The 15110-nt window shown below is 53.5% G+C and carries 15 protein-coding genes and 1 tRNA gene; 6 read left to right on the top strand and 10 right to left on the bottom strand.

Going from position 1 to position 15110, the window contains the following annotated elements; genetic code table 11:
• Nucleotides 1–615 precede the first annotated feature (615 nt).
• The 5 genes from BP727_RS00195 to BP727_RS00175 all read left to right on the top strand — a co-directional run bounded on the left by BP727_RS00195 (nt 616) and on the right by BP727_RS00175 (nt 5653).
• Complete coding sequence (locus BP727_RS00195) at nt 616–1872, top strand: AAA family ATPase (protein WP_273277903.1); 1257 nt, start codon at nt 616–618, stop codon at nt 1870–1872.
• Nucleotides 1869–2633, top strand: a complete 765-nt coding sequence (locus BP727_RS00190) for a hypothetical protein (RefSeq protein WP_273277902.1) — start codon at nt 1869–1871, stop codon at nt 2631–2633. The genes BP727_RS00195 and BP727_RS00190 overlap by 4 nt, the downstream gene beginning before the upstream one ends.
• A complete protein-coding gene (locus BP727_RS00185; RefSeq protein ID WP_286856685.1) occupies nt 2611–4158 on the top strand; it encodes a vWA domain-containing protein in 1548 nt (515 codons plus the stop codon). Before BP727_RS00190 ends, BP727_RS00185 begins: the two co-directional genes overlap by 23 nt.
• 19 nt (nt 4159–4177) lie before the next feature.
• A tRNA-His gene (locus tag BP727_RS00180) sits at nt 4178–4249 on the top strand.
• 282 nt (nt 4250–4531) lie between these two features.
• Complete coding sequence (locus BP727_RS00175) at nt 4532–5653, top strand: YncE family protein (RefSeq protein WP_286856684.1); 1122 nt, start codon at nt 4532–4534, stop codon at nt 5651–5653.
• 99 nt (nt 5654–5752) lie between these two features.
• On the opposite strand, the gene BP727_RS00170 is transcribed toward BP727_RS00175, so the two are convergent.
• The 6 genes from BP727_RS00170 to BP727_RS00145 form a co-directional block, all read right to left on the bottom strand.
• Nucleotides 5753–6598, bottom strand: a complete 846-nt coding sequence (locus tag BP727_RS00170; protein WP_013718876.1) for a nucleoside deaminase — start codon at nt 6596–6598, stop codon at nt 5753–5755.
• Nucleotides 6599–6676: 78 nt separating this feature from the next.
• On the bottom strand, nt 6677–7069 hold the full coding sequence (locus BP727_RS00165; RefSeq protein ID WP_048131903.1) for a hypothetical protein: 393 nt from the start codon (nt 7067–7069) through the stop codon (nt 6677–6679).
• 210 nt (nt 7070–7279) lie between these two features.
• A complete protein-coding gene (locus tag BP727_RS00160; protein ID WP_286856681.1) occupies nt 7280–8326 on the bottom strand; it encodes a DUF1616 domain-containing protein in 1047 nt (348 codons plus the stop codon).
• 46 nt (nt 8327–8372) lie between these two features.
• On the bottom strand, nt 8373–9194 hold the full coding sequence (locus BP727_RS00155; RefSeq protein WP_273467135.1) for a hypothetical protein: 822 nt from the start codon (nt 9192–9194) through the stop codon (nt 8373–8375).
• 81 nt (nt 9195–9275) lie between these two features.
• Nucleotides 9276–10001: a hypothetical protein gene (locus BP727_RS00150; protein ID WP_273467136.1), complete on the bottom strand. Its 726-nt coding sequence runs from the start codon at nt 9999–10001 to the stop codon at nt 9276–9278.
• Between the two features lie 244 nt (nt 10002–10245).
• On the bottom strand, nt 10246–11256 hold the full coding sequence (locus BP727_RS00145; RefSeq protein ID WP_273467137.1) for a hypothetical protein: 1011 nt from the start codon (nt 11254–11256) through the stop codon (nt 10246–10248).
• A gap of 43 nt (nt 11257–11299) precedes the next feature.
• On the opposite strand from BP727_RS00145, the gene BP727_RS00140 reads away from it, so the two are divergent.
• Complete coding sequence (locus tag BP727_RS00140; protein ID WP_286856676.1) at nt 11300–11464, top strand: hypothetical protein; 165 nt, start codon at nt 11300–11302, stop codon at nt 11462–11464.
• Between the two features lie 143 nt (nt 11465–11607).
• Here the strand turns inward: BP727_RS00140 and BP727_RS00135 are convergent, their stop codons facing one another.
• From BP727_RS00135 to BP727_RS00120, 4 genes are read right to left on the bottom strand one after another with little or no spacing between them, the layout of a single operon-like run.
• Nucleotides 11608–12051: a Zn-ribbon domain-containing OB-fold protein gene (locus tag BP727_RS00135; protein ID WP_273270829.1), complete on the bottom strand. Its 444-nt coding sequence runs from the start codon at nt 12049–12051 to the stop codon at nt 11608–11610.
• Between the two features lie 2 nt (nt 12052–12053).
• Nucleotides 12054–13217, bottom strand: coding sequence for a thiolase domain-containing protein (locus BP727_RS00130; protein ID WP_013718870.1), 1164 nt, complete (start codon nt 13215–13217; stop codon nt 12054–12056).
• On the bottom strand, nt 13214–14251 hold the full coding sequence (locus BP727_RS00125) for a hydroxymethylglutaryl-CoA synthase (protein ID WP_286856672.1): 1038 nt from the start codon (nt 14249–14251) through the stop codon (nt 13214–13216). Before BP727_RS00125 ends, BP727_RS00130 begins: the two co-directional genes overlap by 4 nt.
• Before the next feature lie 6 nt (nt 14252–14257).
• Complete coding sequence (locus BP727_RS00120) at nt 14258–14977, bottom strand: helix-turn-helix domain-containing protein (protein ID WP_013718868.1); 720 nt, start codon at nt 14975–14977, stop codon at nt 14258–14260.
• Between the last annotated feature and the right edge of the window lie 133 nt (nt 14978–15110).

Raw genomic sequence — 15110 nt, 5'->3', positions numbered from 1 at the left:
GGTGGCCGCGCGCAGTTTGATTTAGAGAAATTCAAGGGCAGGATTGATCCGAGGTTGAGCATATATGATGGCTCTATGATGGAGGATTAGAATTTGGTTTCCCAGTTCGTTATTTCATTTTATCTTGGCATGTTTCCTCATCGGCGATTGCTTCAGACGGAAACAAATATATACGTTGATGATCGTACTATTATCTGTGCAAAGGTCATATTTCCTATCCCTCCTATTTGAATGACTTTTGCCCCCCTCCTAATTATCTCTCCAATTGAGGTTCGATGAGCATCTCGACGTGCAGCCGAAAGGCTTAAGTCGTCGAATGCCGTATTAGTATGCAGGCAAAAGTCGACGGCCATCAATCCCTCCCGTACGGTGACTTTTGCCCCTCCCTCCTTTTCACAGAATCGGAAGCTCACGTTGATCGTCTACACCCAAAAGGTTTATATCGTCTTACGTCGAACCCCAAGGATGGCAAAAGTCAATCACCAATCCCTCCTACACTGACTTTTGCTGTCCCTCTTCTTCCCTCTAAGGAGGGCCGTTTTCCCTCTTCGTCTGGCCAATTGCCGCCATCCTCTCGCCTAATTTAAATATCGTATGCACTATAGCCCTCTTTTTATGCCAGATCCAAAGGAGAAGATCGAAGATCTGATCAGAGCTTTGGAGGAGCTGAGGCTGCATGTGGCCAGGAAGGATCTTGCCGTCGGCAATCAGCGGATCAACTCTCAGCTCTACTTCTCTATTGCCAACGCCTGCCTGAGAAACCGTGCCCTTCTCCTCTACGGTGGAATGGGTGCGAACAAGACCACACTGGTCAATCTGCTCGGGTCCTCATTCTTATCCCTCTCCTTCGGCGAGGTGGAAGACCAGATGGTGACCGGCTATCCGGAGCAGACGGAGGAGAAGATGGTGGGCTTTCTGGATCCCAGACAGTGGATGAGAGAGGCAGAAGAGCCCTGCACAGTGCTCTGGACCCCTTGGTCCAGGTCCCGCTGGAAGCTGATCAATGAGGTCAACCGCTTTCCTGGTGGCAAGCAGAACCTGTTCTTGGAGATACTGCAGAAGAGGAAGATCAGCTATGCTGGGCAGGTGTACGAGCCAGGAGATACCTGTTACTATCTGACCATGAACCCGGAGTTCTCCGCCACCTATCCCCTGGACGAGGCCCTGCTGGACCGCATATCCGTTTGTGTGCCCGCTTTTCAGCCCAACTTCCTGGCAGGGCTGGCCCTCTCTGAAAGGGAGAGGGATGTCGGGGAGCTGGCAGAGGAGCTGCCCCGCTTCACTCTCCAGGAGTTCGATTCCCTGCCTGGTCTGGTGGCTCAAAAGGAGCTCGAGCCTCAGGTGGAGCTGGCAGTGCTCTGCCTGGTGAGGGACTTCACCCTCTGCGAGAGGGCGCCGTCATATGACAAGACCCAGCTATCCTCTGCCCGTCCATCGCGAGGCCTGTGTGCAGGCTGCCATTACAGCGGCAATCCAGAGGCCATCTGCTGGCAGGCGGACGAGGGGCTGTCAGATCGGGTGCGCCAGGATCTGAGATCCTTTTCCCGGGCTCTTGCCTATCTCTTGGATCGTGAGGCCGACCTGGAGGTCTTAAAGGCGGTGGCTCCCTATGTTATCTGGCACCGGATAAATCCCATCCGTTCCATTATCGATCGGCCTCCCTATTATGGAGCGAGAAAGCTGGCTTTTGTGGCAGAGCTGGTAGAAAAAAGCATCAACCGCACCATGAACGAGCGGGCGGATATGAACATCATCTTCTCCCGAGCGGTGGATGGGGAGACATCCGTCTGGAGGGCGATGGAAGAGCTGTCGATCTTTGACGATCCCATCGCCCGGCTGGACTTCATACCCTCCCTGGAGCAGATGAGATGAAGCTGGGCAGATTCATGGATGATGCCTACCGCGGCCTGAACAAGGGACGCAGTCTAAGGAGCGAGAAAGGGGACCCCATCTTCAGCCTGGATGACCTGGGAGAGAGGTTAGGGACCAGGCCCAGCCGGATGGAGGTGGAAGAGCTTCTGCCCCAGGATCCTGGGACCCTGAAAAGGCTGGTTGAATCCGACCCGGGCAATAGATATCAGGTCATCTGGGGGCATCTCTCCAGCATTGCCGCAGAGAGGAGTCAGCAGCCCCTGCACCTTCCGGCTGGGAACTATGCCGGTCTGGAGCTATCCCGGGGCACCATCATCCTGGAGATGGGAGGTGATCATGTGGGCGAGAGGATGAAAGGGGGGAGGATCTATCTTCGCCAAGCGGCAGGCGACTATCTGGGCCAGGAGATGACCGGCGGGGGGATAGTATCTAGAGGTGCTGGGAACTATGCCTTCCGCAGGATGAGCGGTGGTTTGGGAGTGATCAAAGGTGACTGCGGCAACTTTCTGGGACTGGGCTGCTCCGGGGGAAAGGTGGTCTGCCAGGGCAGCTGTGGTGAGAGAGCCGGCTGGCTGATGAGCTCGGGAAGCCTGCGCATTCACGGTGATGCGGGCGACTATCTGGGGCTCTTGATGAAAGGAGGTCGGATCACCGTTTTTGGCCGGGTAGGAAGGAGAGCGGGCTGGCGGATGAAGGGCGGCACGATCAGAGGAAAGGCTTTTGGCCCCGAGGCGGCGGATGGAGTCTTTGGGCTGGATTGAGATCTGGCGGAGGTCTCGGGAAAGCTGGCACTGGCCTCTTCTTCCTCCTCCCGTTCTGGGCGAAAAAGGCAGGTCGGGCAGTTTTGCCTTCTCGAACTATCAGATCACCTTGGATCAAAAGGCTCTGCAGCTTGGACCGTTGTATCTGGAGAACCTCTTCCATCATCTCATCGTTCAATACATCTTCTGCCCCCGATCACTGGAGAACGCGGGTATCCTCGCTCTGGCCGCGCTCAAGGGTTTGGGTCATCCTTCAGGATCCAATTCAACATACGTTTCGGCATATGGCTTGACACCAGGTATGGCATCGCATATCGAGTCTGCCCGCAGGATGGTGAATATATTCTCAGATATTGTATCGGACTCCTTTCGCCTGGAGAGGAGCGAGCGAGATGAAGAGTTGGTGCTGATGGGCTGGAGGAGGCTGGGGGAACTGGATGGCCGGTCCCTTAATCCTTTAGACCGAGTGGTTCTGGGCTTCTTAAGGGAGTTTTGGGGAGCTTCTCTTCCCTCCTGTCCCCGTCCGGAGGTCGAACATCTCCTGCGGATCTTCTCAGCTGGTATCAGGGACAAGAGCCTCTGGCCCAGGCAGTGCCAGGAGATGGCCCGCATCCTGGGTGCCCTGGAGCCAGGCATCCTGGGTCAGGGACCGGTCCGGGCGCAGGAGATATTGAACGGCAGCGCAGACGCCGTGCCCCTGCTCTGTGCCGCGGAACTTGATGCGGGTGAGTATGAAGAGGCCCTGGCGGTGCTGGGGCAGAAGGGAGATCTAAAACGCTGGTATCGAGACCAGAGCTACTTCATTGAGATAAGAGAGGTTCCCAGGGCTCGCTCGGAGGTCACTCCCTCGGGCTTTGCCAAATGGAGGTTGACCGATCCCTGCTATGATCTGGATGTATCCTACTCCCTGAGCCTGAGCCCATATCTCATTCCTGGGGTCTCGACCTACAAGAGGGATCATGAGGCGAGTCCCATGATGCCGGAAAGAGCGGGGGTACCCGATCTGCTCGTAGTCCTGGACAGCAGCCGCTCCATGGAGGGGCCGCGTAAGGGCACCAAGACCCATAAGGCGACCCTGGCCGCCTTCAAGGCCTGCCAGTTCGCTCATTCCATGGGGGCGGAGTTGGCGGCGATAAGCTTCAGCGAGAATTATCGGCTCGCCAGCTGGACGCGGGACCTTAACGCAGTTGAGGATGTCTTGGTCGAGTTCTTAGCCACCCGCACCCATATACCTGGAAAGAGGATACTGGAGCTGGCTCAAGGTCGGCCGGGCTGCCTTATCCTCTGCATCACAGACACCCATATTCAAAATCTCTACCAGGAGTGGGAGGACATCAAGAGGGCCTCGGAGGTGGGAAGGTTCGTCCTCTTCTCTATCGACCCGGACTATAGGGATCGGCATGTGGAGGAGTCCCTCTCCAGTCTTGGCCAGATCTACTACATCCGGCAGCTTGATGATCTCATATCCTTAGTAGTGGAGGTTTCGGAGAGAGCCTACGGCGGGGAAAGTTTTATCTTCTCCTAATAGACTGGGATTCTGGCATGCCGGGATAGGGTAGTGGCTATCCTGAGGGACTGTGGATCCCTCGAGCTGGGTTCGAATCCCGGTCCCGGCCCCTTATTACTGGTAGATCAAATGGTAATGGGCTTTTTATGCTCTGGCTATTCCTTTAACTGAGCCCGGATTCAGATTATGTGAGATTCAGGATATGCAATAATCCTCATCCAGCAGCACACCGCATTGAACAGTCTAAAAAAATGAATTAGATATGGATATAAGTGTATAAAACAAATTATTTCAAAAATTTTGGAGTAACAAAGCGCTGAAGTTTTGAGGTGATCGTGAAATGAAAATCAGATCGCATTGGAGTCTATGGGTTTTACTCCTATCGGGGATTTTGGCACTGTCTCTTATCCAGAATGCCACTGCCTATTCGTACGTTTATGTTGTGAACTCCTATGTCCATGGATCTAATCCTGACTGGTCCACCGTGGCTAAAATCGATGGTGAGGATCTCTCTCTTATCGAGACGGTTGAGGTCGGGGATAATGCTCATTCCATTGCCATGGTTCAAAGCCCCAACAGGTTGTGGGTCACCTGTCCGGATTCAGATCATATAGCGGTGATAAATCCCTCGACGATGGAATTGATTGACAACATCGAGATCGAAGGTAAACAACCCACAGGAATAGCCGTTTCCCCTTATGACAGCCGAGTCTATGTGACCTTTTCTGAGACCGGAGAGGTAGGCATTTTTCATCCACAGGAGATGGAATTGATATCTTCCATCCATGTGGGGGGCAATCCCAGCAGCATCACCTTTACTCCCAGTGGAGCTAAAGCTTATGCGGTCGACTACCAGGAGCCGGCTGTATATGTGATTGATGCAGTGAGGAATGCTTTAATTACCACCCTGAATTTCCCTGGACACGCTATTCAGGATGCAATAGCCAGTCCGGATGGGAGCACAATTTATCTGGCTAATATGGACCAAAATAAAATAGAAGTTATAAGGACCCGCGATGACTTTATCCTGGCTCCAATGGAGACATCCTTGCATCCCAGAGGCATTGCCATATCACCAGATGGTCAATATCTGTTTCTGGGGCATTATACCGCTACAGATGCATATGTGGACATGATCCGTCTCTCAGACGGCCAGGTGGTTTCCACGGCTTCCATACCATCCAATCCGAGGTGCATCAAAGTGAGTTCCGACGGCCAGAGGATATTTGTGACGGAGCACAACGAGGATGCCCTGTATCTATATGATGTATCCGGAGAAACCTTGAGCCCCGCAGGCCATGTCGATTTGAACTCCGTTAGTGGCCAGCAAGCCTCACCAGTAGGCCTGGTGATTCAAGAGGTGGCCCTTATTCCATCTGGGAAGATGATCATCCAAAGACCTCCTCGGCCTCAAGATCTCCTTCCAAACGAGCCGATACGATTAATTGATACCCTGCCCATTAAATTCGAACGATACAAATATACCATGCCTCTAAAGACTCCACCTACTTAACCCTTGATGATGGAGAGACTCAAAAACGCCTTCTTGATGGTTCCATCAAGAGTGGATACCTTGGGGCTTCGTCCCCAAGGGATCTTTGCAGCCAAGAATCTATTTGATATCCGGAGAATACTGTACCTTTCTGGAGACCTTCCAGAGGTTGAAGGAGTCTAGGGAGTTGTCCACTGTGCACTGATAGACCCTGACAAAGCGATCAGAGTACGGCCTGGACAGCTCCTCATAAATGGCCTCATCAGAAAAGTCCACTCCCTGAGTGGCGGCGTCAAAGCGGGTGGCGGCGAAGAGCAGCATGGGGATATTGGCCCAGCAGATGGCAGCGTAGCACATGGGACAGGGCTCTGCGCTGCTGTAGATGACGCAGTGGGACAGATCGCCCGGCTGGGCGAGCTTTGACTCATCCTTTCTGATGCTTCCCAGGTCAAAGACCCCGAGACTTGCGCAGGCGCTTCGAATGGCCATGATCTCCGCATGGGCGGTGGGGTCCAGTGCCGATGTAACCTGGTTATGATTGATCCAGTACCTCAGGATCTGATCGGTACAGTTATCGATCTGCAGTATCAGCGCCGCAAAAGGACCGCCCTTCTCTTCCACCGACTCCCGAGCGGCCAGGCAGGCCAGTTGCATCCAGCGGTCGCCCTCTACCTCGATACCAGAGTAGATGCCGTTCACTTTGATATTAGCGGTCTGGACGGGATAGTACTTGCAGTCCTCTTGATCTTCCAGGGTGCATTTGGGGGCATATCCGCTCCAGGGCTGATGATAATCAACTCTGCCAGAGACGAGCGGAACGGGCTTGAATTCATATTCCTGGCCTTCTACCTCTGTGGGAGTGGAGAGATGGGCAGGGGCAACGGCGCCGCTCACCGAGCGCTGGTAGCCATATAGCAGCCTCTGGAATCTGGCCTTCCCCTCCTCCTCAACTGGCCGTCCTGACATATCTCCTCATATAAATTGTGGGCATTACAGCTGGCTAGTTTTCCTCTATTTTTAGCTTGCCGGCTTGGGGCCGTCTGCCTATTTGCATACCTGTATCTCGAAGGTGATGCTCTCTCCGGGTCCTGGCCTCATCCTGATCTGCTTCCACTTGTATAGATACGGCCCCAGGTCCCGCGAGAAGGCTTCCAGCCACATCCGTCGCTCATGCTCGCTCCAATCCTCTGCGCTCTTGTCCAGGTATTGTGCTTTTTCCAGAGCCAGATCTTCTATCATCTTCCGGCTCACGATGACCTGAACTGCACATCCATCGCCGTTCTCGTCCTCGACCACCATCATCTTGAAGCTTCCGACCTCCATCGACGATTCAGGAGCAAGCCTTCCCGCCCTTGCCTTCAGCGCCCCCTGAGCAATCGCCAGGAAGATCTCCTCCCTGGCGGCCAGTTGCACTGCCCTCATTCTCATCTCCAGCATGTCTCTTCCCCGAAAATGCCACTCGATATCGTAATGGAGCATTGTGAATGAGAACGGATAAATAATGATAGGTCACGATGAATCCATCCGGAGGAAGATATGGGCTGCTTTGAGAGCTATATGGAGTTTCGCGAAGAGTTAGAAAAGATCAAAATCAATCAGAAGAACCGCCCAGATCCGCTAAAAGGCAAAAAAGGTGCATCCGGAGACCTACCTCTCCGGAGGGAGATTGCCCCTGAATTTGATTAAACGATCTGGAAAATCCTGCCAATCTTGGGTCCAATCCTGATTCCCATCATTGCCCAGATCCTTTGATGGCCTTCTGTTCATATCGGTCACATTTACCCAGAGATGCAAATCCCTATAGGGGGCAGTGAAATTTCCCTCTTTGTATAGGAGGAACTGCAGCTTCTGCCGGTCTCCTGTTTCATCCAGGACGTAGGTTAAGGGCTGCTCCCAGGTATCGTTGTGCTGCAGGCTGAGGTTCATGCTCATTATGGGGATGATAAGAGCCGATCGGTCGTGTTCAAATGTGCTCAATGCAATGGCGGTATCATTCAGCTGAATATCAACTGCGGGGGTATTGTTCAGCAGAATCTCCATAGTGTAGTTGGTGAGCCTGTACTCATGGTTGACCACCCCTACGATAACTGTGCTGTTGTTTCCTGCTCTGACCTCTGTCGGATAGTCATAGGCCTTCCCTCCTGGGCCCAGGATATAGAACTCCGTGAACTTCTCTCCCTCCTTGGGAGTGACCACCACATAAACAAGGGCGACGATGGAAGCGATTATGGATAGTATCAGAATTATGGTTAAGGCCTTGTCCACCCAACCCCTCTCTCCCTCTGCTCGGATCTCATCTTTCAATGAGCCTATCCACTGGCGAAGATTAAGGGAGAACCTCTCCTCTGGAGAAAGAGAGATCCGCCGCCAGTAGGCAACTGCAGCCATCAGCAGGGTAAAGGCCACAATGGATAAAACAACCGGTATCAGCCTGATTCCCCAGGGGGTGTAGTTGAGGCCCAGACCGATCAGGGGGACAACGGCGATGCTCAAGCCGAAGCTAAGAGCTATCCTCTCAATCCCATCAAGGTCTCCCTTTCTTGGAAAGAGGGCGGCTATGAGCACATACCCTGGCACAAAGAGCACCATCAAAAGACCGATGGGGATTCGCAGGAACAGGCCGCTCAAAGGGGTGAGGGTGAAGAGCAGAACCGCCAGGGCAAGCACCACCGCTGCCAGGAGATCTGCTGGCATCTGCTCTAGATTCCTCTCCATCATTAGTTTCCCCTGGGTCCGCTTCCTATTGCCCTAAAAAAAAATCTGTCAGCCAGGCAACTACTCCCTTGCTCTCGGCGGATTCGGCTGGCGGGGTGGCTTTCTCCTCTTTGCTCACCTCCTCGTTGACCGATTTTCCGCCTGCGGATTCGCTGGCAGCTGCGCTGAGATTGATCTCAATTTTATCTTTATATGCTGCTATCTCCTTCTCAGCCTCACTGATGGCTGAAGCAGATGAGCTGGATTCTCCTTTGCTCAATATGCGCACGGTCTTCTCATCGCCATCTCCCTTGATCAGGTAATCGCCCTCCGGTATGCCGGTGGTGTCGATGACCAGCTTGTAGCTTCCACTGGAGTCAGACAAGACCCCCGTCTCGGCCTCAATGGTTATGGGAACCTCATTTGCTCCCGGCATAGCGCTGCCGGATACCTTGAGCTTGTACCTTCCCGTGGGGATATCCGCTGCAGAGAGATGCACTACCCCGTCGCGTGATTCGAAGCTCTTGGTGATCCAGATTCCCATCTTCACTCCTGCATTGAGGTTCTGTACATTTTTCGCCGTAACCGTAAAACGGTTTGGCTTATTGGGGACTTTGACCTCGGTCTCGTAGCTGTACTTCTCTGAGGTCACAGGCAGGTTCATGGTGAAGCTGGAGATGAACGTGTTCTCGCTGTTCGGCTCGCTCGTCCCGGTTATGATCAAATTCTCTCCGGCGATAACGCTGTCAGCAGACAGCTCAAATGAGGTTCCTGGCGATATCAATATGAAGATCAGCATCAAATTGATCGCCATGGCGAGGGCCAGTCCTCTGCCCGCGTTCCTCATCCATTCCGGTTTCTTTGGCATAATCTCTTCCTCCAGTCTCAGCATTCTCCTGATCGCTCCAGCAATTCCATCTGCATATATTTATTGTTGATGACGATGGCTCTAGGCAAAACCGAACTCAATTTGCTCAAATGATCCACTTATGGCCCTGGCGCGGAGGTTGTATCTGCCTTGCGGAAATCCTGCGGTATTGGCAACAATATCAAATGGTCCATTGATGACGACCCTTCTCTCTGAAGTGAGGGTAAGCTCGACCGTGGTCGCATCTGTTGGAGCGTCCCCAAATATCCTCACCCTGTATACTCCACTTGGATTTGGATAGAGCAGATCGCTTCTGGCTACGGCCTGATTTGATTGGTCCGCCTGGAATTGGCGGCTTGTCCAAGGTCGGTTTGCATTTCCATCCAGCCACATAAAGCCGACATTCATGCTCCTAACCGGACTGGCGGTCAGGGTGAGGTCATTTGGCTTGCTGGGAAGGAGAATCCCCGGCCCCGCTAAATCGTATCCCGCGCCGCTGCTCTTTTGCTGGACTGGTGCAGAAAACGGTGGCAATTCGAATCCGGAAATGTCATAGTTGTAGCTGTCCGAAACCACAGGCACCGTCGTGGTGAAGGAGAAGGTTATTTGAAGCTCACCTTCTCCCGATCCGGAGATGGTCATCGCTTTGCTCCCTAAGACCAAATTTGTTAAATCCATTTCACTATAATCCGCTCCCGGAACCAATGTCATCGGTTCTATGGCCTGATCTTGCGCCCAGGCAATCTGGCCCAGTGCCAGAATGCTCAGGCTGATTATACAGGCTACTGCCTTCTCTACTCTTAACATATGCTTGGTCACCTCTCTAGATATTCAGGATATTCCTGAGCCATATCATTGATTAATACATTTTTCAGTTTTTCTCCTCAAGATTATCCTTGATTCTTTTGGAGATTGTTCTTAATGCTCAATTCTATTGGGTATGATATCAGATAAAAACCCCACGCCATAACTGCTCAGAACAATTAATTTCATCATTCTGAAAAATGGAGGAATTATGTCACGATAAAAATTAATTAAGGGTGCAGGCGGGCTAAATCACCTCAACAATTTTCTGCTTCAACCCCTGCAGCCCAACCTCCGGGGAATAGATGGCGCATACGATCACATACTCTCCCTTCACCCATGATCCATCAGTCAGAAAGATGAGATCAACCGCGGATAAAGTGGCTTCCTGCATGCTGATGGCGCTATTGTCAGGCAGAAGGGAGATCATACTCATAAGCTGGTCTTGAGCAGTGGCGGGATTGATCTCGATCTCAGTGGATCTGGTGCCTATGGATAGAGCGACAACCGGCCAGGCTTTTGATTCATTCGCGACCAGTCTCATTGTGGCATTATCATACTCTTTGCGCGGCATAATAGCTGCTGCGAATATCTTAGACCGGTTGTCTTCCTTCTCTGTGCTCAGATTGATCTTAATGAATTCATTCTCTGAAGGAATGCTATCTTCCATTTGCAGGACAGCCTCTCCTTCCGTTAAGATGAAGGCCTGAGCGGGGGCAATAGACGATCGATTTCCATCAAGGGCATATAGCGCATAAAGGCCGCTTCTCCTCTCGGCCGTCCTATCCGAAGCGATGCTGAAAGATAGATTGGCCTTCTTCGCTGCGCTATCATTCTCCGCGCCATCCATTACCACGGCCTCTGTGCAGATCGCTTCCTCAGATAACTGTCCGCTGCCAAGATCTCCTGCCAGGTATCTCGCAAGGCTGAGAGGAGCTATGCAGACGTTGATTCCCGGCTCGGAAGGGATCTGGAATGGGACTTGTTCTCTGGAGAATTCGATCCTTCCCTGTATCGGCATCCCCCGAGAATAGAAAGCTAGATCCTCTGGTAATAGCAGTTCCTGGGAGGTCTGGTTCTCTTGCAGGATGCGGCCCATTCTGGGCAGTTGAATCCGATCATATCCCTCCAGGCTCCAGAAGTTTCCAGCATTCTCAGAGCTTTCCCGTGATGAGATGTTCATCTGTACATAGTCCACGATCTCTGCGGCTGCTGTCGCGTTGTCCATTGATGCTGCGCCCACTGATGCTCTGTCCAATTGGGATTCATTCGTTGCCGTGCAATTCGTTACCAAGGAACTGATGAGAAGCATAAATAGGCATAGCAAAAGCGATATCATCCTCATAGTTCCTAATAACATTTATAAAGTATTTATGCACTTCCCTCTGAAAGTAAAGGACATCTATCGCCTCTTCGGCGAATACGATTTCTTCCTGGTGGTGCATCTTCCTGGTGGTGCAGGCTGATGGACAAAACGGCCTGGCCAGATGCTTCGCGAGATTGATGAGGTGCAGAAGGTCATCAAGACCGCGCCGGTCCTTTTCACCAATCTGAGGGGCTAAGGGATGGTGGGGGCCAGTCCAGACCCGAAGATATTATCAGAGCATTCTCAGGCGGAGTCGCTACTCTTCTCCTCTCTCTCCTGGCAGCCCGGCTCAATCAATGGGGCGAACTTCGTGCCATAATAGATTATGCCCCTGTCACCCTCCTTTCCCAGGATTCTGAAGACCGCCCGGACCCTCATCCCGATCTTCACCTCTTCTTGGCTGGATACGATCTGGCCGGTGATCTTGGGCCCCTCATCCAGCTGGATTATTGCCAGATTATAGGGGGTGAGCCTCTCGAAGTCATCGGTGGCATTGTGAATGGTGGTGTAGGTGATGATGGTCCCCGTTCCCTTGAAGGCATGGCTCTCCAAGTGAGCGCCTCTGCGACAGTTAGGGCAGAGGTTTCGGGGAGGAAAGAAGTATTCGTTGCATCTATTGCAGTGCGTTCCCAAGAGATTGTATCTCTGAGGTATGCTTCGCCAGAATCTGGGAGCTTGGGTCGTCATCTTTACCTCGTGAATATATGGACCAAGGCAGTTCCCCCTGACCCACCCACATTATGGGCAAGGCCGATCTCCACCTCATCGACCTGGCGGCGTCCTGCTTCACCTCTCAGCTGCAGAGCGATCTCGTAGGCCTGCTTGATCCCGGTGGCCCCTACCGGATGGCCGCAGGCCTTCAGTCCGCCAGAGGTGTTGACCGCAACCTCTCCATCCAGTGCGGTCAGCCCTTCCTCAGCTGCTCTGCCACCATGCCCCTTCTCCACAAATCCCAGATCTTCAATCGCCAGGATCTCAGCGATGGTGAAGCAGTCGTGGACCTCGGCCACATCCACCTGACGGGGCTCGATCCCTGCCTGGCGGAAGGCAGAACGTCCAGCATGGACGGTGGCATCCAGGGTGGTCAGGTCGCGGCGGTCGTGCAGGGCCAGGGTATCGCTGGCCTGGGCGCAGCCCACGATCTTGATAGGAGTGTCGGAGAACCTGCGAGCTGTCTCGGTGGGAGCCAGAACCACCACCGATGCACCATCGGATATGGGAGAGCAGTCCAGCACATGCAGGGGATCGGCCACCATAGAGGATCGGTTCACATCATCAATGCCGATCTCCATCTGATACTGGGCGATGGGATTCATGCAGGCATGATGGTGATTTTTCACTGCCACCTGGGCCATCTGGTCGTGGGTTGTGCCGTAGCGGCGCATATGCATCTTGGCCATCATGGCATAGAGCGCTGGAAATGTGGCGCCAAAGAAGCATTCCCACTCTCTGTCTGCTGCTGCTGCCAGGGCGTCGGCGGCGGTGCCTGAGGAGACGTCGGTCATCTTCTCGACCCCGGCGGCGATGACGATATCGCAGTAGCCGCTGGCCACAGCCATGACCGCCTGGCGGAGGGCAAGACCTCCGGAGGCGCAGGCGGCCTCTACCCGGGTGGAGGGGACATGCAGTCGCGACAGGCCGGCGCAGTCGGCGATCAGGGCTCCGATATGCTCCTGCTCTATGAACCGCCCGCCGCTCATGTTGCCCACATAGAGGGCGTCTATCTGCTCACCGGTGATCTCTGCGTCCTCAATCGCCAGGACCCCTGCCTCGGCGATCATGTCGCGCAGGGAAGAGTCCCATCTCTCCCCGAACTTGGTGCAACCTACACCAATAATAGATACAGACCTCATATTCTCAGCTTGCCCTTGTGCTTGGCGTACATTGCATAATCAAGATACTCAGCATCGCCGATATAGTCGCGAACGCTCGGAGCATTGCAGCGGATGTCCTCAATTCTGTCCAATACCTTGATGCTGAAGGCATCGCTGCCCGCACCGGAGCCAAAGCTGGTGACGAAGATCCTCTCACCCGATCGGGCGATGTCCAGAGTAGCGGCCAGGCCGATGAGGCAGGATGCAGAGTAAGTGTTCCCTATCATGGGCACGACCAGCCCCGGCTCGATCTGCTTTTTGGAGAAGCCCAGCATCTTGGCCACTCGCACCGGGAACTTGCCATTGGGCTGGTGGAAGACTGCATAGTCGTAGTCCTCCGGCCTGGTTTTCATTCTCTCCATCAACCCAGTGGCCGCGCTGGTGACATGCTTGAAATAGGCGGGCTCCCCTGTGAACCTGCCGCTATGCTCTGGGTATGGCATTCCCTCTCTTCTCCAGAAGTCCGGAGTATCGGTGGTGAAGGAATAAAAGCCCTCGATCTGGGCCGCCAGATCCCTCTTTCCGATCAAATAAGCCGCCCCTCCGGCAGCTGCGGTGTACTCCAGCATATCACCTGGCGCTCCCTGGCTGACGTCTGCGCCGATGGCCAAACCCAGATCGATCATATCGGAGCCTACCAGGCCCAGGCAGGCCTGAATCGCCGCGGTCCCCGCCTTGCAGGCGAACTCAAAATCCGCAGTGGTGAAGGAGGATGAGGTGCATACCGCCTGGCCGACGATGGTCCCCGTAGGCTTGACCGCATATGGATGGCTCTCCGAGCCCGTATAGATGGCCCCTATTCGCTTCGGATCAACGTTGGCGCGATCCAGAGCGTTCCTTGCTGCTTCCACCGCTATGGTCACTGCGTCCTCATCAAGATCAGGCACGGATTTCTCGAAGACCCTCAGGCTCAAAGATATGTCATCGCCACCTCCCCACACCCTGGCTATCTCATCTGCTCGTATCCTGAATCGGGGAATATAGACCCCATAGCTGACAATACCCGAGACCAATGGATTTCACCCTTTGCTCAGAGCACTGGTGATCTCATCCACGGAAAAATGTGTCGTCAAAAGAGGAATATTTTCAACCTCTGCGATCCTGACCGCGATTGGGTCCACGTCTACTGGCTCCATTCCTTGCAGGACCACTGCCCCTGGTTTTAGATTGCTAACCCTCACCGCAACCATGCTCGATCGGCCGGTGTGAACGCCGGTGAATATCAGAGCCCTGGCGGTGCTCCGGCCATAGATCTTCTGGAACTGGTCGGGGAGCATCTCCACAATGGCCTTCAGGCTGTCTATCAGCGTATAACCCCAGATGGTGATATCCGTCCGGCCGTAGACGACCTCAGCATCAAGCTTCTTGGCGATATCGTTCAGAGGAAGGGGCTCTTGATACTCGCAGACGCTGCAGATGGAGTCCAAGCCCAGGATATCCCCCCACATATCCTCATAGGCGCGCAGGACATTGCAGCCCCGGCTCTCATCCAGCCTGAGCAGGGCATCGATTATCTTGCTGACTATCATTATGCCTGGAGACTTTCTCCTGCCGCTCTCATAGTCGGATATTACCGAAGGAGATATTTTCAGATGATTGGAGAGGTCGGTCTGGGTTATGCCGAAGTTGCGCCGCCACTTTCTCAATGTCTCGCCAGGATTTTGGGATAAGGTGATCTCGCCTGCAATCTTCTCTGCCAGCAATCCTCTTGCGTTGGAGATCTCCCCACCAGAATTCATGAAATATTAACTGGTGAAACTAGGATATAAATGTAGCGAAAAATATTCGGCATTTAACGTATTGGCCACCAGAATAAGCAAATTCAGAAGAATGAGGCCGAAGAGTGCGTCGACCGGGATTCGAACCCGGGTT

The sequence above is a fragment of the Methanosaeta sp. UBA356 genome (assembly GCF_002496465.1).
Lineage (GTDB): Archaea > Halobacteriota > Methanosarcinia > Methanotrichales > Methanotrichaceae > Methanothrix > Methanothrix soehngenii.
This window is presented reverse-complemented; position numbering and strand designations above follow the sequence as displayed.